The sequence below is a fragment of the Mycobacterium sp. 3519A genome, from assembly GCF_900240945.1.
GTDB lineage: Bacteria > Actinomycetota > Actinomycetes > Mycobacteriales > Mycobacteriaceae > Mycobacterium.
This window is the reverse complement of the sequence record NZ_OESG01000011.1, coordinates 207,974-227,718: the sequence shown is the minus strand read 5'-3', so window position 1 is coordinate 227,718 and position 19,745 is coordinate 207,974. Positions and strand designations below refer to the sequence as shown.

Annotated in this window: 18 protein-coding genes; 9 read left to right on the top strand and 9 right to left on the bottom strand. The window is 65.3% G+C overall.

The features are described from left to right. Positions 1–30 precede the first annotated feature (30 nt). Positions 31–672: a TetR/AcrR family transcriptional regulator gene (locus C1A30_RS01295; protein ID WP_101946474.1), complete on the top strand. Its 642-nt coding sequence runs from the start codon at positions 31–33 to the stop codon at positions 670–672. Positions 673–1,006: 334 nt separating this feature from the next. On the opposite strand, the gene C1A30_RS01285 is transcribed toward C1A30_RS01295, so the two are convergent. Together C1A30_RS01285 and C1A30_RS36405 are read right to left on the bottom strand one after the other, a co-directional pair. Then, positions 1,007–1,852 carry a hypothetical protein gene (locus tag C1A30_RS01285; RefSeq protein WP_142392527.1) on the bottom strand — a complete coding sequence of 282 codons (846 nt, stop codon included), beginning with the start codon at positions 1,850–1,852 and terminating at the stop codon, positions 1,007–1,009. A gap of 54 nt (positions 1,853–1,906) precedes the next feature. Continuing rightward, a complete protein-coding gene (locus C1A30_RS36405; RefSeq protein WP_200828124.1) occupies positions 1,907–3,220 on the bottom strand; it encodes a PGRS repeat-containing protein in 1,314 nt (437 codons plus the stop codon). Positions 3,221–3,527: 307 nt separating this feature from the next. On the opposite strand from C1A30_RS36405, the gene C1A30_RS01275 reads away from it, so the two are divergent. From C1A30_RS01275 to C1A30_RS01265, 3 genes are read left to right on the top strand one after another with little or no spacing between them, the layout of a single operon-like run. After that, positions 3,528–3,977, top strand: a complete 450-nt coding sequence (locus tag C1A30_RS01275; RefSeq protein ID WP_101946471.1) for a Zn-ribbon domain-containing OB-fold protein — start codon at positions 3,528–3,530, stop codon at positions 3,975–3,977. A 12-nt stretch (positions 3,978–3,989) separates the two neighbouring features. Beyond that, on the top strand, positions 3,990–5,132 hold the full coding sequence (locus C1A30_RS01270; protein ID WP_101946470.1) for a thiolase family protein: 1,143 nt from the start codon (positions 3,990–3,992) through the stop codon (positions 5,130–5,132). 57 nt (positions 5,133–5,189) lie between these two features. Beyond that, entirely contained in the window at positions 5,190–5,618 is a 429-nt protein-coding gene (locus C1A30_RS01265; RefSeq protein ID WP_101946469.1) for a hypothetical protein, read from the top strand. On the opposite strand, the gene C1A30_RS01260 is transcribed toward C1A30_RS01265, so the two are convergent. Beyond that, on the bottom strand, positions 5,576–6,214 hold the full coding sequence (locus C1A30_RS01260) for a TetR/AcrR family transcriptional regulator (RefSeq protein WP_101946468.1): 639 nt from the start codon (positions 6,212–6,214) through the stop codon (positions 5,576–5,578). The genes C1A30_RS01265 and C1A30_RS01260 overlap by 43 nt on opposite strands. A gap of 150 nt (positions 6,215–6,364) precedes the next feature. Between C1A30_RS01260 and C1A30_RS01255 the strand changes: the two genes are divergently transcribed. After that, complete coding sequence (locus C1A30_RS01255; RefSeq protein ID WP_101946467.1) at positions 6,365–7,642, top strand: cytochrome P450; 1,278 nt, start codon at positions 6,365–6,367, stop codon at positions 7,640–7,642. Here C1A30_RS01255 and C1A30_RS01250 read toward each other — a convergent pair. Next, on the bottom strand, positions 7,629–8,423 hold the full coding sequence (locus C1A30_RS01250) for a phthiotriol/phenolphthiotriol dimycocerosates methyltransferase (RefSeq protein ID WP_101946466.1): 795 nt from the start codon (positions 8,421–8,423) through the stop codon (positions 7,629–7,631). The two genes, C1A30_RS01255 and C1A30_RS01250, sit on opposite strands and share 14 nt — an antisense overlap. Before the next feature lie 6 nt (positions 8,424–8,429). Then, a complete protein-coding gene (locus C1A30_RS01245) occupies positions 8,430–9,257 on the bottom strand; it encodes a phthiotriol/phenolphthiotriol dimycocerosates methyltransferase (RefSeq protein ID WP_101946465.1) in 828 nt (275 codons plus the stop codon). 272 nt (positions 9,258–9,529) lie between these two features. Here C1A30_RS01245 and C1A30_RS01240 point away from each other — a divergent pair, with 272 nt between their 5' ends. Both C1A30_RS01240 and C1A30_RS01235 read left to right on the top strand, forming a co-directional pair. Beyond that, positions 9,530–11,782 (top strand): MMPL family transporter, encoded by a 2,253-nt coding sequence (locus C1A30_RS01240; RefSeq protein ID WP_101946464.1) that lies wholly within the window; start codon positions 9,530–9,532, stop codon positions 11,780–11,782. Then, on the top strand, positions 11,775–13,085 hold the full coding sequence (locus C1A30_RS01235; RefSeq protein ID WP_235009596.1) for a cytochrome P450: 1,311 nt from the start codon (positions 11,775–11,777) through the stop codon (positions 13,083–13,085). The genes C1A30_RS01240 and C1A30_RS01235 overlap by 8 nt, the downstream gene beginning before the upstream one ends. 9 nt (positions 13,086–13,094) lie before the next feature. On the opposite strand, the gene C1A30_RS01230 is transcribed toward C1A30_RS01235, so the two are convergent. Genes C1A30_RS01230 through C1A30_RS01215 form a run of 4 tightly spaced genes read right to left on the bottom strand, consistent with a single transcriptional unit; the run spans position 13,095 to position 17,791 of the window. Further along, positions 13,095–14,444: a cytochrome P450 gene (locus C1A30_RS01230; protein ID WP_101946463.1), complete on the bottom strand. Its 1,350-nt coding sequence runs from the start codon at positions 14,442–14,444 to the stop codon at positions 13,095–13,097. Then, positions 14,437–15,258 (bottom strand): Coq4 family protein, encoded by an 822-nt coding sequence (locus C1A30_RS01225; protein ID WP_101946462.1) that lies wholly within the window; start codon positions 15,256–15,258, stop codon positions 14,437–14,439. The genes C1A30_RS01230 and C1A30_RS01225 overlap by 8 nt, the downstream gene beginning before the upstream one ends. Continuing rightward, on the bottom strand, positions 15,245–16,633 hold the full coding sequence (locus C1A30_RS01220; RefSeq protein WP_369974085.1) for a wax ester/triacylglycerol synthase family O-acyltransferase: 1,389 nt from the start codon (positions 16,631–16,633) through the stop codon (positions 15,245–15,247). The genes C1A30_RS01225 and C1A30_RS01220 overlap by 14 nt, the downstream gene beginning before the upstream one ends. A gap of 18 nt (positions 16,634–16,651) precedes the next feature. Beyond that, the gene (locus C1A30_RS01215) at positions 16,652–17,791 is read right to left on the bottom strand and encodes a Rieske 2Fe-2S domain-containing protein (RefSeq protein WP_101946461.1); all 1,140 of its coding nucleotides are present in this window, start codon (positions 17,789–17,791) and stop codon (positions 16,652–16,654) included. 332 nt (positions 17,792–18,123) lie between these two features. On the opposite strand from C1A30_RS01215, the gene C1A30_RS01210 reads away from it, so the two are divergent. Together C1A30_RS01210 and C1A30_RS01205 are read left to right on the top strand one after the other, a co-directional pair. Beyond that, positions 18,124–19,299, top strand: a complete 1,176-nt coding sequence (locus tag C1A30_RS01210) for a cytochrome P450 (protein ID WP_101946460.1) — start codon at positions 18,124–18,126, stop codon at positions 19,297–19,299. Positions 19,300–19,358: 59 nt separating this feature from the next. After that, complete coding sequence (locus C1A30_RS01205) at positions 19,359–19,745, top strand: hypothetical protein (RefSeq protein ID WP_101946459.1); 387 nt, start codon at positions 19,359–19,361, stop codon at positions 19,743–19,745.

The following is a 19,745-nucleotide window of genomic DNA, read 5'->3' as shown; positions in this document are numbered from 1 at the left end:
AACTATGTGCACCGTGGAAAACACTTGCCAATGGCAGGGATAGCCCGATCTCAGGTTGCTGACCAGGGTCAGCGCCGCGCCTCGTTTCAGCAGGCGCGCTCACACCAGACCAAACAGTCACTGGTGCAGGCGGCGATGGCGCTGTGGCGCACCAACGGTTACGCGGCCACGACCGTGGCCGACATCTGCCGGGCGGCGGGCGTGTCAAAGGCGTTGTTCTACTTCTATTTCCCGCGCAAGGAAGACGTGCTGTTCGAGGTGGGCGTGCTGTCGACGGACGTCGCGCACGCTGTTTCGATCGAGATGATGGCGAAACCGTACGAAGTGTCCGCGGTCATCACAGCGGTCCTCGCCAGCATCGAGGACACCATGCGCCGCAGTACCCCCGAACTCATCGTCGAGGCGATCCTCGAGGGTTATCGGCAGGCGCTTGCCGGCCACGATCACCTGGAGCGGACGTCGGTGATCTTCGCGGAGGTGTTCGAGCGGGCGCAGCGAGACGGCAAGTTACCTCCGCACTTCGATGTCGCGCATGTCGCGAACGTCGCGCAATCTCTCGTGGGCGAGGGCGCGCGGCACTGGGCGGCGGGCAAGTACGGCGACCGGTCGTTCGCGGAGGTCGTCGGCCGCGACATCTCGGCGTTGATCGTTGGCCATCAAGCGCTTTCGTAGGAACTAGCCGTCGGGGCCGTCGGCGCCCTTGCTGCCGTCGCTGGTCGTGCCCTCGCCGCCTGTGCCGCCGGGACCGCCGGGAGCACCAGCGCCCCCCGCACCACCTTGTCCGCCGTTCCCGCCGTTGCCGGTACTGCCGGGCTCGTCGGTACCGGTTCCAGCACCGCCCGCACCACCGGCACCGCCCCGCGTTATGACTCCACTTTTCCCGCCGTTGCCGCCTGCACCACCGTTGGCGATGCTGTCACCGCTGAGATCGGGATTAGTCGTCGCAGAGGCATTCCCGCCCGCACCGCCGCCGCCGCCGGAACCGATGGCGCCACCTCTGCCCCCGTCACCGCCAGCACCCGCGTGCGCTTCGCCGACCGTAACGGCTGCGTCCCCACCGGCGCCGCCAAGCAAAAGCCGCCAACGGATATGGGAGCCCGTCCCGGGGCCCCGGAGATTTTAAAAAACCGCCGGTGCCGAACAGTGCGCCGCCTCTCCCGCCGTTGCCACCTGCACCGCCGAGGTTGCCTCCGATCGGCTGTTCGACGTCGTCCCCGTCGCCACCGCGGCCGCCATTGCCGACCAAGCCGGCGTGGCCTCCGTTGCCCGCACGCCCGCCTTCGGCGATACCGTCGCCGCCGCGGCCGCCGTTGCCGAACAGCAGGCCACCGTGACCGCCATTCTGACCCGGGCCTCCGTCGGCACCGTTGCCGATCAGCAGGCCGCCGTTCTCCCCTGGCTCGTCGCCATTGCTGATGAAGATGCCGACGACCGCACCGATGAAGTTGCCGATGTCACCCGCCGTGGTCAAGGTCGGCGCGCCCGCACCGGCTACGCCGCTGAGTTTCGGCGCGACGGCAGGCCTGGCAGTGACGTTGGGCGCGAACAACTTTGGTGTTGACGCCGCGACGCCACCGCGATCCCGCGCCAACCGTTCGACAATTACAGCGACAGACGGCATGCTGTCGAACGGCTCCAGACCGGGCTCCACGTACGCCGCGCCCGCAACAGTCGCGTCCGGGCCGTGAGGCTTGATCAGCGGGTCGGCACCGGGCTGCCCGGTCACCGCCAACGTCGCCCGCTTCGCGGCGACCATCGGCCCGTCCTGGCTGGTGGTCGCCGAGCCGCCAGTACCGAGAACACTCGCGGCGACAACCGCGCCGACCATCGTTAATTGCGGAACAACCGTCATGACAAAGGTTCCTCAACTCGCAAATTGGTTGGCCATCAAGCGCTTTCGTAGGAACTAGCCGTCGGGGCCGTCGGCGCCCTTGCTGCCGTCGCTGGTCGTGCCCTCGCCGCCTGTGCCGCCGGGACCGCCGGGAGCACCAGCGCCCCCCGCACCGCCTTGTCCGCCGTCGCCGCCGTTGCCGGTACTGCCGGGCTCGTCGGTACCGGTTCCAGCACCGCCCGCACCACCGGCACCGCCCCGCGTTATGACTCCGCCTTTCCCGCCGTTGCCGCCTGCACCACCGTTGGCGATGCTGTCACCGCTGAGATCGGGATTAGTCGTGGCAGAGGCATTCCCGCCCGCACCACCGTCGCCGCCGGAACCGATGGCGCCGCCCCTGCCGCCGTCACCGCCAGCACCCGCGTGCGCTTCGCCGACCGTAACGGCTGCGTCGCCACCGGCGCCGCCGTCGCCACCGGCACCCACCACACCGCCCTTGCCGCCTTTACCGCCCGCCCCGGCCACGATTGAGCTGAGGATGCCATCCGCGTTGCCGCCGGCGCCGCCGGCGCCTCCGTTACCGAAGAAGCCGCCCCTGCCGCCGTCGCCGCCGTCACCGGCGATTCCAATGCTGAGGGATGCGGAGACGACGTTGCCTCCAGACCCGCCCGCGCCTCCGGTGCCGAAGAGCACACCACCTGCTCCCCCGTTTCCGCCTGCGCCTGCGAGACCGACGGCAATGTCGAGGTCGACATCGAAGCCCGCGCCACCGGCACCGCCGTTGCCGACCAAGCCGGCGTGGCCTCCGTTGCCCGCACGCCCGCGCTCAGTGGCGTCGCCGCCGCGCCCTCCGTTGCCGAACAGCAGGCCACCGTGACCGCCGTCCTGGCCCGGACCTCCGTCGGCACCGTTGCCGATCAGCAGGCCGCCGTTCTCGCCTGGCTCGTCGCCATTGCTGATGAAGATGCCGACGACCGCACCGATGAAGTTGCCGATGTCACCGGCCGTGGTCAAGGTCGCCGCAGTCGGCGCGACCGCACCGGCGGAACCCGCGAGTTTCGGCGCGACGTTCGTTCTAGCGATGACATTGGGCGCGAACAACTTTGGCGTCGACGTCTCGACGCCTCGGTCCCGCGCCAACCGTTCCACAGTTGCAGCGACAGACGGTGTGCTGTCGAACAGCTCCAGACCGGGCTCCACGTACGCCGCGCCCGCAACAGTCGCGTTCGGGCCGTGAGGCTCAACCAGGGCGTCGGCACTGGGCTGCGAGGTCGCCGGCATCGCGGCCACGATCGGCCCATCCTGGGTGGTGGCCGCCGAACCGCCTGCACTGAAAACGCCCGCGGCGACGACCGCGCCGACCACCGTTAATTGCGGAACAGCCGTCATGACAAAGGTTCCCCAACTCGCAAATTGGCTGAGCTAACGAGCACATATTCGCATCTTTCACAGCAGCAGTTGGCGAATTCGAGAAAATATGCGTGCCCCCAAACCCGTTGCGCTGCACTGCGTTTGTCACGCCTCGGCGCCGGCCCCCCGCTGCGCAGCAAATGGCCGGAGCCTTTTGCGCATCACCGTAATTAAAAAGCAAGCGTTAATTTCTCGCGGCGACACTCTCTGATTTCGACCGATTGGCGTCACGACCGTTTCCGGCAAACAAAGCCAACGCCGGGCGAAGCGTTCTCTCTAGACGAGAATGTCATTTCCAGTTATCGTCAACGGCGTGTCAGTACAGCAGATAGCGCTCGCGCCGGAGATCTCGACCTGGCCAGCCGAGCACCCCCAACTCATCGGAAGCTCCTGCGGTAAGTGCGGGGCCACCGCGTTCCCCGTGCAGCAGCGCTGCCCGAAGTGCAGCGCCGGCGAGATGTCCGAGGTCCTGTTGCCCCGCCGCGGCACGCTGGTCGCATGGACCACCCAGGGCTTTCCGCCCGGCGCGCCGTACAAGGGCCCGACCGGTAAGGACTTCGTGCCGTTCGGCGTCGGCCTGGTGCAACTCGAGGACGTGATCCGCGTCGAAGGCAGGCTCACCGAGAACGATCCGGCCAAACTGCAGTTCGGCCAGGAGGTCGAACTGACCATGATCCCGTTCACCACCGACGAAAACGGCAACGAGATCGTCACCTTCGCCTTTCAGCCGGTCTGAGAAAGGACTGCCATGAACGACGTCGCCATCATCGGCGTGGGCCTGCACCCGTTCGGACGCTTCGACAAGACCGCCATGGAGATGGGCGCCGACGCGATCCAGGCGGCCCTCACCGACGCGGGGGTCGAGTGGAAGGACATCCAGTTCGGCTTCGGCGGCAGCCATGAAGTCTCCAACCCGGACGCGGTGACACGCCTCGTCGGCCTGACCGGCATCACCTTCACCAACGTCTTCAACGCATGCGCCACAGCGGCATCGGCCATCCAGCAGACGGCCGACACCATCCGGCTCGGCAAGTACGACATCGGCATCGCGATCGGTCTGGACAAGCATCCCCGCGGGGCGTTCACCGACGACCCCGCCAAGCTGGCGCTGCCGCAGTGGTACGCCGAGAACGGCCAGTTCGTCACCACCAAGTTCTTCGGGATGAAGGCCAACCACTACATCCACAAGCACGGCATCTCCCAGGCAACGCTGGCCAAAGTGGCTGCCAAGAACTTCCGTAATGGCGAGAAGAATCCGAATGCGTTCAGGCGCAAGCCAATTCCCGAGGAAGAAATCCTCAACTCGACAGTGTTGAACTACCCCTTGACGCAGTACATGTTCTGCGCGCCCGACGAGGGCGCCGCCGCGGTCATCATGTGCAGGGGCGACATCGCGCACAAGTTCACCGACAAACCGGTTTACGTGCGTGCCACCGAGATACGCACACGCACCTTCGGCGCGTACGAAGTGCACGCCACGTCGGCGCCGCTGGACGAGGACGCCTCCCCCACGGTGTATGCGGCCAAGGCCGCCTACGAGGCCGCGGGCATCGGCCCCGAGGACGTCGATGTCGCGCAGTTGCAGGACACCGATGCCGGAGCCGAGGTCATCCACATGGCCGAAACGGGCCTGTGCGCCGACGGCGACCAGGAGAAGTTGATCGCCGACGGCGAGACCGAGATCCACGGTTCGATGCCGATCAACACCGACGGCGGGCTGATCGCCAACGGTGAGCCCATCGGCGCGTCGGGGCTGCGGCAGGTGCACGAGTTGGTGCGTCAATTGCGCGGCGAGGCGGGCGACCGTCAGGTGCCCGGCGGGCCGCGGGTCGGCCTGGCCCAGGTCTACGGGGCGCCGGGCACCGCGTCGGCGACGATCCTGAGCCTGTAGTCACCGGATCGCCGAATCGGAACCCGGTGTGGGAAACATGGTTCTAGGATCCCGGAAATGAGGTTTCCGTCCGCGCTGTCGGCGACGGTGTTGGCCGTCGCGTGTCTGATCTCCGGCATGCCGTCCGCGGCCGCAGACGACGATCCGCCGCCTCCGCCCCTGCACAACGTGCACTACACCGTGTGGGCGGAGCAGCCTTTCAGCGTGTCGATCTACTACCGCGACACCGACCCGCCGAACTGGGCCGATTTCAGCCACAACCCGTACCAGTTCAGCCCGAAGGTGCAGGCCGACGTCGGTCCGAACCAGCAGTGGAACATGGACGTCGGACTGGTCAACCCCGACGAGTGGGCGATGGTCGTGGCGGGTACCGGCGGCGAGTCGACGAAAGCGCCCAACATCCACTGCGCGCTCGCCGTCGACGGCGTGGTCGTGAAGACCCATCAGGGTCCCAAGGGCGCGCTTTGCTCGCTTCGCAATTGGTGATCGTCGACACCCGGCGGGTCGCCCTCGAGGCGGCGTAGCCAATCCTCGCAATACTTGAAGGTTTCGTCGTGACCGGAGGACATGCCAAGCGCCCGCTCCATCACGATCGCCTGCGACACACTCGTCGCGAACACCGTCCACACGACCGGGGGGACGTCAGTCGTGGCGATTCCGTAGCGCTCCAACGCGGCGGCGATCGCCTTGTTCTGCTCCTCGCGGAAACGCTCTGCGTAGTAGACGATTTCGGCCCGCAGCGCCTTGCGATGGTTGGCCAGACCCATGAACTCCATCGTGAGTCTGGTGGCTTCGGGCATCGTGCTGAACCGCCACAGCGCCCACAGTGGTTGCGGCGATGCCAGCGCGGTCTTCAGCACCCCGAGCCCCTCTTCTGCCCTGCGCCGGAACACTTCGGAGAACAGGTCCTCCATCGTGCGGAAGTAGTAATGCACGAGTTGCGGTTTGAGTCCGGCCCGCTCGGCGACCCGCCGCGACGTGACCGCAGCGTAGCCCTCTTCGAGCAGCAGTTGCTCGGCGGCGTCGAGCAACACGCCGCGATTCTTCGCGTCCGGCGCTCCGATTCTTCGCGCCGATGCCATCCCCGCTCCTTCGATTCGTGCCTCACCAGGTGCCCACGATGTCGACACGCAGATGTTAGACGCCGCGTCGCGGTGTCACCTTGACCATGACTCTACGCCCGTGCTAAGCAGGTGCTCAGCACATTCGGGATTCGGAAGGGAACGCATCAGATGACCACCGATTACGACGCTGTCGACTACTTCACGGATCCGTCGCTGGTGCCAGACCCGCACCCCTACTACGACCACATCCGGCAGAAGAATGCGGTGTGCTGTCCGATCAACAACGGGGTGCTCGCGGTGACAGGTTGGGAGTCGGCCAACAACGTCTACAAGGACGCCGAGAACTACTCGTCCTGCGTCGCGGTCATGGGTCCGTTCACGCCGATCCCGTTCACCCCCGAGGGCGACGACATCACCGCACTGCTCGAGCAGCACCGCACCGAGATCCCGATGTTCGAGCACATGGTGACGATGGATCCGCCGCAGCACACGGACGCGCGCTCGATCCTGTCCCGGCTGCTGACGCCCAAGCGGCTGAAGGAGAACGAGGACTTCATGTGGCGGTTGGCCGATCGCCACATCGACGAGTTCATCGCCGACGGTCGCTGCGAATTCCTCGCCGCATACGCGAAACCCTTCTCGCTCTTGGTGGTGGCCGATCTGCTGGGGGTTCCCGAGTCGGACCACGAGGAGTTCCGGCAGTCGTTCGGCGCGGGACAGCCGGGAACCAACATCGGCGCCCTCGACCACGAGGTGATCGCCACCAATCCGCTGGCGTGGGCGGACGACAAGTTCTCGCAGTACATCGAAGATCGCCGCGAGACTCCCCGCGACGACGTGCTGACGTCGATCGCGACCGCCAAATATCCGGACGGCTCCACACCCGAGGTGGTCGACGTCGTACGCACCGCTACGTTCTTGTTCGCCGCCGGCCAGGAGACCACTGCGAAGCTGTTGGGCGCGGCGCTGCGCGTGCTCGGCGACCGGCCCGACATCCAGCAACGCCTTCGTGAGGACCGCAGCCTGATTCCGGTCTTCATCGAGGAATGCCTGCGGATGGACAGCCCGGTCAAGAGTGTGTTCCGGATGGCCCGCAAGACAACGACTCTCGGCGAGACGCCGGTGCCTGCGGGCACCACGGTGATGGTCAGCCCCGGGGCGGCCAACCGCGATCCCCGGCGGTTCGACAATCCGCACGAGTTCCAACTCGACCGCAAGAACGTCCGCGAGCACATCGCGTTCAGCCGCGGCATCCACTCCTGCCCAGGCGCCCCGCTGGCTCGTGTCGAAGGGCGGGTCTCGATCGAGCGGCTGCTCGACCGCCTGGCCGACATCAGGATCAGCGAGGAGAAGCACGGCCCGATCGACGCGCGCAACTACACCTACGAGCCGACGTTCATTTTGCGCGGGCTCACCGAACTCAACATCGAGTTCACGCCGGCTTGACGAAGTCGTACATCCGGTAACAGATCTCCCGGGTCTGCAGCGCGCGGTTGAGCCTGCGTGCCCCATGCTCGGCCACGCCGCGCAGCAATGTCGGGGTCCGGCGCGTGACCAATTCGTTCAGTTCCGGTGAGCTTCGTGACTTCTCAAGTCCGCGTTCGACTTCGGTGCTGATGTCGCGTTCGTCGAGCATGGTCAGCGGGGCGGCGGCCAGTTGCGCCTCCCATTCCGCCACCTTGTTGCGGTTGCGCAGATCGGCGTAGAGGAATCGTCCGCCCGGCGCGAGCACGCGGGCGACCTCGCGCAGAAACCCGGGGAAATCCGGGTAGCAGTGCGACGATTCGATGTTCAGCACGGCGTCGAACGACTCGTCGGGGAAGGGCAGCGCTTGGGCGTCGCCTTGGACGAAGTCCAGTCCTGGCACCGCGTGCACCCGTCGGCAGTACTCAATTCCTCTGGGATTCAGGTCCATTCCGGTGTAGGACGCCGGACCGAGATAACGGGTGAGGTAAGAAGCGCCGCCACCGTGCCCGCACCCCACTTCCAACACACGCTTACCGCCGATATCCGCCTGCGTAGCCGTGCGGTGATACAGCTGGATACACATCCGATTCGGTTCGTCGACCGCCTCCAACGGCAGACCCAGCGGCGGATCCTGTTCGTAGCCGAAGTTGAAGAAGACGACGTCGTCGGCTTCCATCCGACGGGTGGCAAGCGGATAGATGTACTTCGCCGAAAGCCTGAACGCCAGCGGGTTGAATGCCACGCGGAACAGAATTCCCATGCGTCGTCACTTCACGAAGCTGTACATCCGGTACACCATGGTCCCGTCCTGCATGGCGCGGTACAGCCCGGCACCCGGTGCGCCCATCGCACCTTTGACGACGCCGCGCAGCATCGGTGGCACCACACGCTCGAACGTCTCGCGGGTCTGCGGGGATACCCACCACTGGTCGAAACCTCTGACGACTCCGGCGTTGATGTCTCGGCTCGACAGCATCGTCAATGGCGCCTGGGCCAGCTGCATCTCCCATTCGGCGACCCGGTTGCGGATGCGCAGATCGGTGTAGAGGAAATGTCCGCCCGTGGTGAGCACGCGGGCGACCTCGCGCAGGAACCCTGGGAAATCGGGATAGCTGTGCGACGACTCGACATTGATCACCACGTCGAACGACTCGTCAGGAAACGGCAACGACTGGGCATCGCCGTGGACGAACGTCAACCCCGGCACGTCGTGAGTGCGCTGACAGAACGCTATGCCCTTGGCGTTCAGATCCATTCCGACATAAGAAGCCGGGTGCAGATAGCGGGTCAGGTAGGAAGCGCCGCCACCGTGGCCGCAGCCCACCTCGAGCACGCGTTTGCCGCTGATGCCCGCCTGGGTGGCGGTGAGGTGATACTGCTGAATGCACGCCCTGTTCGGTTCGTCGGCCGGCTCCAACGGCAGGTTCAGCGGCGGGTCCTCTTCGTAACCGGCGTTGAGGAACACCACGTTCTCGCCTTCGACCTGACCGGTCAGCCATGGATAGTGGTACTTCGGTGAGTGTTTCAACACGAACGGGTGGTAAGCCACGCGGAAGAACAGGTCCCGCGGCTTAAGGCTGGTCATCCTCGTCATCACCGCAGATCGTAAGCCGGTCGAACCGGCGGCGACAATGGTTGAGGCGCATGGGTCTTGACGCCGCGGCTGGAGGCCCCACCCCTGCGACCCTTGCGCCCCGAACACCCAGCATGATTCACTGATGCCCACAGCGCGTGTTTGCCCAGCATGGCACGCGGCACCCTTGAGCGTTATTTGCACAACCGAATTTGACGGTGGTGCAAAGCAGCAGCCATGTGAGGTCACGAACGGCGTGATTCCTAAGCGCTTTGCTCACCGGACGGTGTGACGTGTTGCGACGCCTGGCGCTGCTGGCCATTACCGCGCCGCGACGCATCCTCGTCGTCGCAGCGTTGCTGACAATCGGTTTCGGGGCGCTGGCATGTTCGGTGACCGGAAACTTAAGCGCCGGTGGCGGATACGATGCGAACGCGGAATCGTCGCGGGCGATGGCGGTGATGTCGGAGAAATTCGGCCAGAGCGGGTGGCAGTTGTTGGTCACCGTCACCGATCGCTCAGGTGCGCTCGACGGTCCGGCCCGCGATGTGGGCATGACGATTGTCGACCACCTCTCTCATTCACCAGACGTCGCCAGCGTGATCTCGCCGTGGACGGTGCCGCCGCAGGAGTCGACTCGACTGCTCAGCAGGGACGCCACCTCCGGGTTGATCGTCGCGAACATCCAAAGCACCGAGAACACCGCACCGGTACGGGCCGAGACGCTGACGAAGCAACTGCCCGCGGGGACCGACGGGGTAGCAGTTCGTGTCGGCGGGCCAACGATGTTCGCCTCGCAGATGAAACAGCAAGCGGCTAGCGATCTCGTGCTGATGGAGTCCATTGCGATCCCGCTCAGCTTCCTCGTGCTGGTGTGGGTGTTCGGTGGTCTGATCGCCGCCGCACTGCCCGTCGCGGTGGGCGTGATCGCGATCGTCGGATCCATGGCCGCGTTGATGTTGGTGTCGTTGGCCACCGAGGTCTCGATCTTCGCGTTGAACCTCAGCGTTGGCTTGGGTTTCGCGCTGGCCGTCGACTACACGCTGCTCATGGTCAACCGCTATCGCGACGAGTTGGCCGACGGCGCAACCCGTGACGAGGCGCTTCTCACCACCCTGTCGACCGCAGGCCGGACCGTGTCGTTCTCCGCGGTCACCGTCGCGCTGTCGATGGTCGCGATGATTCTCTTCCCGATGAGCGCATTGCGGTCGCTCGCATATGCGGGCATCGTGACGGTGGGTTTCGCGGCGGCTTCCGCTCTGCTGGTGGCACCGGCGGCCATTGTGCTGCTGGGGGATCGGTTGAACTCATTGGATGTGCGTCGGCCGCTGCGGCGAGCGTTGCGGTTGCGGCCTGCGGGCGACCGCGCGCTCGAGCAGCAATTCTTGTACCGGACAACGAAACAGGTCATGCGGCACGCGGTTCCGGTCGGCATCGGCGTTGTGGTTCTGCTGCTGCTGTTGGGGATGCCGTTCGGCGGGGTCCAGTTGGGTGTGGCCGACGATCGGATGCTGCCGACGTCGACGCAGGCACGCCAGGTGGGCGACCAATTGCGTGACGACTACCCCCGCAACGAGGCGGCCGCCATCACGATCGTCGTTCCCGACGTCGACAACCTGGCGCCAGCCGAACTGGACCGGTATGCCGAACGGTTGTCCCGTGTCATCGACGTCTCCAGCGTGTCCTCCCCCGGTGGCACATATGTGTCCGGCGCCAGGGTCGGGCCGCCGTCCGCCGCCACCGGAATCGCAGCAGGCAGTGCATTCCTCACCGTCGACAGCGCAGCGCCTTCGCTGTCGACGAGTTCTGATGTGCAGCTGGATCGTCTCCACCAGGTCGCGGGACCGGCCGGGCGGTCCACGCTCATCAGCGGCGCGGCCCAGATCAACCGGGACAACGTCGAGGCGATCGCGCGACCGCTGCCGTGGGTGCTCGCCGTGATGGCAGCGACCGTTTTCGTGTTGCTGTTCCTGCTCACCGGAAGCGTTGTGGTGCCGGTCAAGGCACTGCTTCTCAGTGTGCTGTCATTGACCGTCACGTTCGGCGCGTTGGTGTGGCTCTTCCAGGACGGCCACTTGGGCGCCTTTGGTACGACCGCCACCGGAACACTGGCTGCAATCGTGCCGGTACCGCTGTTTTTCTTCGCGTTCGCGCTTTCGATGGATTACGAAGTGTTCCTCGTCGCCCGGATCCGGGAGCACTGGCTGGAATCCGGCCGGACACAGGCCGAAAACGACGAGAGCGTCGCGCTGGGCTTGGCGAAAGCTGGCCGGGTCGTCACGGCGGCGGCCGTGTTGATGGCGATTCCGTTCGCCGCCTTGATCGGCGCGCAGGTGTCGATCATGCGGATGTTCGGTGTGGGACTCACCCTTGCGCTTCTGGTCGACGCCACGTTGATCCGGATGGTGCTGCTGCCCGCGTTCATGCACCTGCTCGGTCCCTGGAACTGGTGGGCACCAAAGCCGTTGGCACGCCTGCACAGGCGCTTGAACCCGGAGCAGTCCCCGACCGATGCGCCAAACCGGTTAGGTGCTGTCAGTGGATAGCCAAGTGGTGACGCCCGATTCACTGCCGCCGGGTCCCCGGCTACCGGTCGCTGTTCAGACCGCCGCGTACATCACCAGGCCGTGGGAATTCATGGCAAGGTCGGCGGCCCGTTATGGCGACATGTTCACCCTGCGGCTCGTCAGTGAGCCGCCCTGGGTGATGGTCTCGCACCCGGACGCGGTCAAAGAGATCTTCACGGGTCCGCCCGAACTGCTCCACGCAGGCGAGGGTAAGCAGATCCTGGTGCCTGCACTCGGCACGAATTCGGTGTTGCTGCTCGACGGTGAGGCACACCGACAACAGCGCCGGTTGTTGATGCCGCCCTTCCGCGGCAACCACTTGACCTCCTACGCCGAGTCGATGACCGCTGTCACCAAGGCCGAGATCGCTCGATGGCCGCGGCGGACCCCGGTGCGCCTGCACCCGCTGATGCAGACGTTGACGCTGGAGATCATCCTTCGCACCGTGTTCGGGCTCAGTGAGGGCACGCGACTGGATGCGCTGCGCGCGGCAATGACACGAATCTTCGTCAGGACAACGGGTGTCGCGACTCAGCTGTTCCTGGTGGCGCTGGGACCCCGGCGGATCAGGGCCACACTCACCCGCAGGTTGCTTCGTGGTGTCGATCGTCTGCTCTACGCCGAGATCGCCGAGCGGCGACGCGCAGGCCACATCGGCGAGCGCGCCGACGTGCTGTCAGCCCTGTTGGCGGCCCGGCACGAGGACGGCATGCCGATGAGCGACGTCGAGATCCGCGACGAGCTGATGACCCTGCTGCTGGCGGGACACGAAACCACGGCGACCGCGCTGTCATGGGCGGTCGAGCGATTGGTGCGCCACCCCGCCCATCACGCCCGCCTAAAGGACGAATTGGCAAGCGGACAAACAGAATTCCTGGCCGCGGTAGTCAAAGAGACCTTGCGTCTTCGGCCGGTGATCTCGCTGGTGTCCCGGCGGCTCAAGGCGCCCATGCGCATCAACGGTGTGCAATTGCCCGCAGGCGTTGATGTGGTGCCGTCCATCTATCTGATGCACCGCCGGCCGGAGATCTATCCCGAACCCGAGCGGTTCTCCCCGGAGCGCTTCATCGGGAAGCGAACCGGCACCTACACGTATATTCCGTTCGGTGGCGGCATCCGCCGTTGTCTCGGTGAAGCATTCGCCGAAAACGAGATGCGTGTGGTGCTGGCTGCCCTGTTCGGCGACTGCACGGTGCGGGCCACCACAGACCGGTCCGAGCGAGTGCGCAGGGGCGGAATCAGCCCCGTGCCCGACCGCGGTGCCACGGTGGTGCTGGACTAGCGTAAGCGCTCAGCGAGTCGTCAGACACACGGGGAACCCGTCGACCAGTCCGGTGGATATCCGCAGCGTCGGTTTGGGTTTCCAGCCGGGTCGAATCTCGATGGTGTAGCGCTGCAGGACCGCAGCCAACGTCATCAGGCCGTCGATGTAGGCCAGTCGCCAGCCCAGGCATTTGCGCGGGCCGATGCCGAACGGAATGTAGGCGTTGCGGTTGATCTTCCCGGTCAGAAACCGGCTTGGCTCGAATTCTTCTGGGCGACTCCAGAATCGCGAGTCACGATGCAGACCGAACGGCGAGACCAGGACGTGGGAGCCCTTCGGAATGTGATAGCCGTCGATGGTGTCGTCCTCGGCGGCCGTGCGCAGGATTCCGGGCGGAGCCTCGGTTCGCAGGGCCTCATCGAAACATGCGCGCACGAACGGCAGCTGAGCGAGGGTGGCGTACTCGATCGGCGCGCCGGCCAGGGCATCCACCTCCGCGTACGCCTTGGCAAGCGCAGACGTATTGTCGTGCAGCAACGCCAAACACCACGACACCGATTCCGCAGTCGTCTCGAAGCCGGCGAAGACCAGCGACGAAAGCTCTGTGCGCAGCCTGCGGTAGGCCATCTGAGGACATCCGTCGAACGTCATCCCCATCAGGGCGTCCAGGATGTCGGGCACGTCGCGGGGGCCCTCGGCCTGTCGCCGGACGATCAGTTTGTCGAGCTCGCCGAGGAACGTCCGCTGCGCCGCCTCACCGCGCCTCTGGAAGGGGCGGGGCAGGAAGCGCGGGAAGGCCGACATCAAGGCCCTGCCGATGGTGTACTTGCCAAGGTCTCGCGCGGCATCGACGTAGCGGCCCAATGTCTCTGGGTCAAGCACAGTGCTGAACATCGACCGCAGCAGCGCGTCCATGACCACGGCGCCGAGTTCGTGTTCGAGGTCGATCCACTGGCCGGACGTCGTGTATGGAGCCCACGCGTCCATCCCGGCCGACACCGCGGCGGCCATCGAGCGGCTTCTGGCCGCCAGCGCCTCCTCCCCGAAATGCGGGTTCAGCGGTCGGCGCCAGCGTCGCCATTCCTCGCCTTCGAGCACCGGCAACACGTCGGGCTCCCCCGGCACCAACTGACTGGTCAGATGATGCCGGTGATAACGGCTGTGGTCGCGGACGAAGATGTGCTCGACGTGATCGGGATGGCTGAGCAGCGTGGTCGTCGAGCCCAGCATCGGCACCGGGAGGTCCACCACGTCCCCGTATCGACTCGCGATCTGCGGCAGCAGTGCGAACGGGTCGGCCGCGTGCCGTAGCGACAGCCAGCCCAGCTCAACGATGTTGGGGCCGGGCGGACGTCGACCGACTCGCGCGTCAGGCATGTTCCTTGGCCAGGATCGCGTCGTAGTCCCACCGGGTCGGTGGCCGCATCCCGGGCGGCGTCCACGCGGTGAACCAGAGGCCGTCGGGATGTGCCTCGTGTGTCGGGGCCACCCCCAGTTGAGCCCTGACTTCGTCGAGCGGTTTGTCGAGTAGCTGTTCCCATGGCGCCGCTGTGAGCTTGTCCGCGCGCCTGCCTCTTTCGACGGCCTGCCGGAAGACGCGCAACTTGTGCCGTAGCGAACCACCCGGCAGGCTCACCGCCGCGGCATACCCCAGCTTCTCCAACGGCCCTGCGGGTTCCATTTGGCCACACTGGAAACCGATTCCGGTGATCTCGCCGGCCAGGTCGGGTCCGTATCCGGTGACGACGTGGGAGAGATCGTGCATCGCGTTGCACCGCATCAAGAAGTAGTAGTAGTCCTCGTGCCAATTACGCGCCTCGGCGTGTGGCCGAACCACCTTCGCCTCGTCGAACACATCGGCATCGAGACGGTTGAGGGCGAGGAAGCAGCGGTATGCGTGCCCCAATGTGCCTGCGGGCAGCGACGCCAGATACGCCTCATCGCGCAGTAATGCCATCAGGTCGGGTTTGTCGCGAATGATGTTGCGGCCGTGGGGGTGAGCACGCACTTGATAGAACTGGCGTGGGATCGACGGTATCGAGATCTCCAGCGAAGCGAGATAGAAGTACTCGTACATGGGTTTACCGGTGACGGTCAGGCCGCGCCAGCCTGCGATGATCGTTCGCCATGACCGTCGGTCGGGAACGATGCCGTCGGGATTGCGGTATTCGGAGCGGTCAGTGCGCTGCATTCAACAACTCCTTCAGCGCGACGGGCATGGCGTCTGCCACCTCCCACAGGTCCGGCAGCAGTTCCGGACAGGAGACCAGGCCGCAGTCGATGTTGCCGTTGAGCGATGCCGCGGTGATGTTGAGTCCGGCTCCGTTCATCACCGGTCCGAATGGATAGTTCGCGATGACGTGCGCGCCGAGGATCTGCTGTTGGTCTCCCCGCACATTCGACAGCGACACGCTGTAGACGGGCAGGCGCTTGCTCAGCCCCGACCACGCGTACAGCCGCATGATGGCAGGCGGCAGCGACGGTGCGCAATGCGCCCAATCGGCGAGCAACGTGGTGCCGATCGCCGAACTGTGTTCTTTGGCAACCGAACTGGATTCGGCGATGGCTTTGAGCCGTCCCACCGGGTCTTCCAGATCGGTGTGCAAACTCGACCACATCGGCGCGAACTGATTGCGAAGTCCCTCCCTGCCGTCCTGCACCGCCACCGGGATCAACGCCACCAAAGCCCTGTCGGGCAGCGCGCCGCGCGATTCCAGGAACTGCCTGACCGCACCCGACACCACAGCCAGCAGCACATCGTTGACCTTCACCCCGAATGTGTTCTTGACCGTCTTGACGTCGCGCAGGTCGAGCCTGGCGTAGGCGACGTTGCGGCGTTCGCTGACGTCGCCGTTGAACGGAATTCGTGGTGCGAGGAACGGGGCCGACATGGCTCGGCCGCGCACGGCGCGCCCCACCGTCCGCGCCAGCGCCACGAGGGTAGGGACGATGAGCCTGGTCAGTAGGAACCACGGTCGAGCCGCGAAGCGCAGCAGTCCGTCGACCGCCAGGCGTTGCGGTGAGATATCGCCGAAACCGTCGACAGGAGACGTCGCGGGAGCGTCGGTGTCACTGGCATACAACTTGGCCCACAGGTCACCGCTGGTCAGCCCGTCGGCGAAAACGTGATGTGTCCTGATGACCACCGCGATGCGGCCGCTGACCTTCGGCTCGACACCCGAAACCCCCTCGAGCACCCACATGTCCCAGAGGGGTCGGCTGCGATCGAGCGGTTCGGATGCCAGACGCCCTGCGATATCGCACAATTCGCGCTGACCGCCCGGCGCGGGCAGGTCGAGGCGATGCACGTGGTTGTCGATATCGAAATTCGGGTCCTCCGCCCACACCGGGGTGCCCAGGTTGAGCCGGCTGTCGACCACCTTCGCGCGGAACTCCGGAAGTGCGCGGGTACGCACAGCGAGCATCTCCCGGAAGGCCTCGAAGCTGTATCCGCCCGGCATGGTCGAGACGTCCAGTTCGGCCAGCGAGCACGCGTGCATCGGCTGCGATGGGCTCTCGAACAGCAGCAGCGTCGCATCGAAGCCACCGAGTCGGTGCACCTTCACCGCGCTCCCCCGGCCTTCTCAGCGCACCGTGGACGGTGCTGTGGCACTCGCGGACTCCCGCGCCATGTTCTCTTCCACTTCTCGGGTCCAGATCTGAGTCGGATAGGAAGTGTCCACCTCGCACTCGAACCGGTCCGTCATCTCCGGTGTGACATCGGCGACGTCGACGTAGAACTGCTCATACCAACGCCGCAGTTGATAGATCGGGCCGTCGTCGTCACATAGCAGAGGGTTGTCGATCTTGGCCTTGCTCTTGAAGATCTCGACATCCTGTTCGAAGCCGGCCGTCACCCCTTCCGCGACCATCCGCGCAAGCTTGTCGGTGGTGTCGGGATCCAGACCCTGCGGCTTCTGCACGGCCACCGCGTTGTGAAGCATGAACGAGTCGTGGGTCACCGGGTAGTGAAAGGCGATCAGGATCGCTTCGGTGCGATAGCCGCTGTAGTTGTTGTGCAGGAAGGTGACCACGTAAGCCGGGCCGTAATACGACGATTCGGAATTCAGGATCGAGTTCGCGAACGCCGGGCCCAGGTCGGTGTCGGGCCTGCCGCGGTTGGTCAGATACTGCGTCGCAGTATGGCCCTCGAACACGTTTTTGAAGTAGGTCGGAAAGCCGTCGTGCACATAGAAGAAGTGAGCGGTGTCGGCCACATTGTCGACGATTTCCCTGCTGTGTGAATTCTCGATGAGCCAGCGCTTCACGGTCCAGTCGGTCCACTGGTCGCTGAACACTTCGTCGATACGCGGAATGGCGACGTCGTCCGGCGGCGGACTGCCTTCCGGGTCATGCCAGACGAACAGCAGGTGATTCTGTTGACACGTGATCCACGAACGGGTGCGCGCGAGTTTGGGGACCCGTTTCGAATACGGCACCAGTGCACACCGCCCGTCGCCGTCCCAGCGCCAATCGTGAAACGGGCACGCGATCGAATCACCTTTGACAGAACCGCGGCTCAGGTCACCGCCCATGTGCCTGCAATACGCGTCGAGGACACGCGGTGCTCCCTGGCTGTCTTGGAAGACAACCAATTTGGTTCCGAACGCCTCGACGGCATGCGGCTTTCCGTCGAGGAAGTCCCGCGCCAGGCCCAGACAATGCCAACCCCGAGCGAAGCGCGTCGGGAGCGAACCCGTCTCGATCTCACGAACCTGCTGCATGCACCACCGCCGAAATCACCTTGTGCAAATAACGCTCAGCTTCGCTCTTTCTGGCAAACGGCTGATATTACGAAGTCAAGCATGCATGTTCAATGAACACAAGGAACGGATATTGACGCGTTCGATGAAATCTGATGTGCGCCTTCGGCTCTGATGGTCAACTCATCGAATTGCTGTGCCCGGCATCGGCATCCACCGCATACAATGTCCGGCGGTCACCGCGCAGCAAACGCACCGCACCGCCGATGACGGATCGAAAACCGGCTATACAAGTCGTGCGGTAGCGGGCATCCTTAGATACACCTTCGTGCCGGAATGTAAGGGGGTCAGGCATGGCCGTTGCGGCGCAACTGCCTTTCGAGCAAGGACATCCGCTGCAAGTCGCACCGCGACTTCGCGAGCTTCAGGCCGCAGGGCCGATCCATCGGGTGCGCACCGGCGTCGGCCACGAGGGATGGCTCGTCACCCGGCACGCTGACGTGCGACGCCTGCTCGACGACGACCGGCTTGGTCGAGGCCACCCCGAACCGGAGAACGCGGCAAGACTGGGTGAATCGTTGTTGTTCGGCGGTCCGATAGGCAATTTCGACACCGAGGACACCGACACCGCACGCATGCGCGAACTCCTGCAACCGCACTTCGCGCCCAAGCACATGCGCGCAATGCAGCCCCGGATCGAGGCGATGACGGCGCAACTGCTCGACGAGATGGCCGAGCAGGGACCGCAGGCAGATCTGCACACCGCGCTGGCCGTTCCCTTGCCGATACAGGTCATCTGCGAACTGCTCGGGGTGCCCTACCAGGATCGTGAGCAGTTCCGCAGTTGGGCCGACGACGCCGCGGACACCCGCGACCGAACCCGTTCGGAACAGGGCATGATGCAGTTGTTCGGTTACGGCCTGCAGCTTGTCGCGGCGAAACGCCAGGAACCGGGTGACGACGTCATCTCTCGGCTGTGCGCAACCGAGGGTGTCGAAGACCTCGAGGTGGCCGGTTTGACGATGGCTCTGCTCTTCGCAGGCCACGAGACGACGGTGATCCAAATCGGCCTTGCCGCAATGCTGTTGCTGGCGAACCCTGCGCAGTGGCAGGCACTCGTCGATCAACCCTCGCTGATCCCCAACGCGATCGAGGAGACCCTGCGGGCCGCCCGCACCGGAGGCTTCCCGGTGCCACGCTATGCCCGCCGCGACTTCGACATCGACGACGTCACCGTCAAGGCGGGTGATCTCGTCCTTCTCGATCTCGGCGCAGGTAACCTCGACCCGGCCGCCTATCCGGATCCCGACCGGCTGGATGTAACACGTTCCGCGTCAGGTCATCTCGCCTTGGGGTACGGCGCCAGGTACTGTCTCGGCGCGCCACTGGCCCGCATCGAACTCCAGACCGTGTTCACACAACTGGTGTCCCGGTTCCCGACGCTGCGACTGGCGGTCGACGTGTCAGAACTGACGCTACCGCGGGACGCATTGGCGGGCGGAATCACCGAACTGCCGGTGCGCTGGTGAAACTGCGGTCGGTGCCGCGCTGCCGCGCTAGGCTGGATCGATCAGGCGAGGGGACACACGTGCGTACGATCATCGCGATACCGGTTCTGACTGTTGGATTGACCGCGGCCGCAGTCTCTCTCGCGGCGCAGTCATCGGCGGACTGCGACGCGGCGCTGTGCGTCCCGAACGTGGCGCGCAACGTCGTCGAAGGCGCACCGTGTGCACCAGGGCCGTCATTCGTCTTCGGCTTGGATGCAAACCTCGGCACCTTGATCTGCTCCGCACAGGGTGTGTGGGTGCGGGTCGGACCGCTGGTCGGCGAGCAGCAGGTGGCGCAACCGTGCGCCAGGCTGGGCGACACCGCGCAGGAACCCGTGGCAGGCAACGACTTACAACCCCGCACCTTCGGGGTGCCGCTGCGGTGCGCAAAGGTGAACAGCGCACTGCAGTGGGTGCATTTCTGA

What these genes read in the sequence shown, in the direction of transcription:
- C1A30_RS01295 (WP_101946474.1), top strand. Translation starts at nt 31, where the DNA reads ATGGCAGGGATAGCCCGATCTCAGGTTGCTGACCAGGGTCAGCGCCGC.
- C1A30_RS01285 (WP_142392527.1), bottom strand. Translation starts at nt 1,852, where the DNA reads ATGACGGTTGTTCCGCAATTAACGATGGTCGGCGCGGTTGTCGCCGCG.
- C1A30_RS36405 (WP_200828124.1), bottom strand. Translation starts at nt 3,220, where the DNA reads ATGACGGCTGTTCCGCAATTAACGGTGGTCGGCGCGGTCGTCGCCGCG.
- C1A30_RS01275 (WP_101946471.1), top strand. Translation starts at nt 3,528, where the DNA reads ATGTCATTTCCAGTTATCGTCAACGGCGTGTCAGTACAGCAGATAGCG.
- C1A30_RS01270 (WP_101946470.1), top strand. Translation starts at nt 3,990, where the DNA reads ATGAACGACGTCGCCATCATCGGCGTGGGCCTGCACCCGTTCGGACGC.
- C1A30_RS01265 (WP_101946469.1), top strand. Translation starts at nt 5,190, where the DNA reads ATGAGGTTTCCGTCCGCGCTGTCGGCGACGGTGTTGGCCGTCGCGTGT.
- C1A30_RS01260 (WP_101946468.1), bottom strand. Translation starts at nt 6,214, where the DNA reads ATGGCATCGGCGCGAAGAATCGGAGCGCCGGACGCGAAGAATCGCGGC.
- C1A30_RS01255 (WP_101946467.1), top strand. Translation starts at nt 6,365, where the DNA reads ATGACCACCGATTACGACGCTGTCGACTACTTCACGGATCCGTCGCTG.
- C1A30_RS01250 (WP_101946466.1), bottom strand. Translation starts at nt 8,423, where the DNA reads ATGGGAATTCTGTTCCGCGTGGCATTCAACCCGCTGGCGTTCAGGCTT.
- C1A30_RS01245 (WP_101946465.1), bottom strand. Translation starts at nt 9,257, where the DNA reads ATGACGAGGATGACCAGCCTTAAGCCGCGGGACCTGTTCTTCCGCGTG.
- C1A30_RS01230 (WP_101946463.1), bottom strand. Translation starts at nt 14,444, where the DNA reads ATGCCTGACGCGCGAGTCGGTCGACGTCCGCCCGGCCCCAACATCGTT.
- C1A30_RS01225 (WP_101946462.1), bottom strand. Translation starts at nt 15,258, where the DNA reads ATGCAGCGCACTGACCGCTCCGAATACCGCAATCCCGACGGCATCGTT.
- C1A30_RS01215 (WP_101946461.1), bottom strand. Translation starts at nt 17,791, where the DNA reads ATGCAGCAGGTTCGTGAGATCGAGACGGGTTCGCTCCCGACGCGCTTC.
- C1A30_RS01210 (WP_101946460.1), top strand. Translation starts at nt 18,124, where the DNA reads ATGGCCGTTGCGGCGCAACTGCCTTTCGAGCAAGGACATCCGCTGCAA.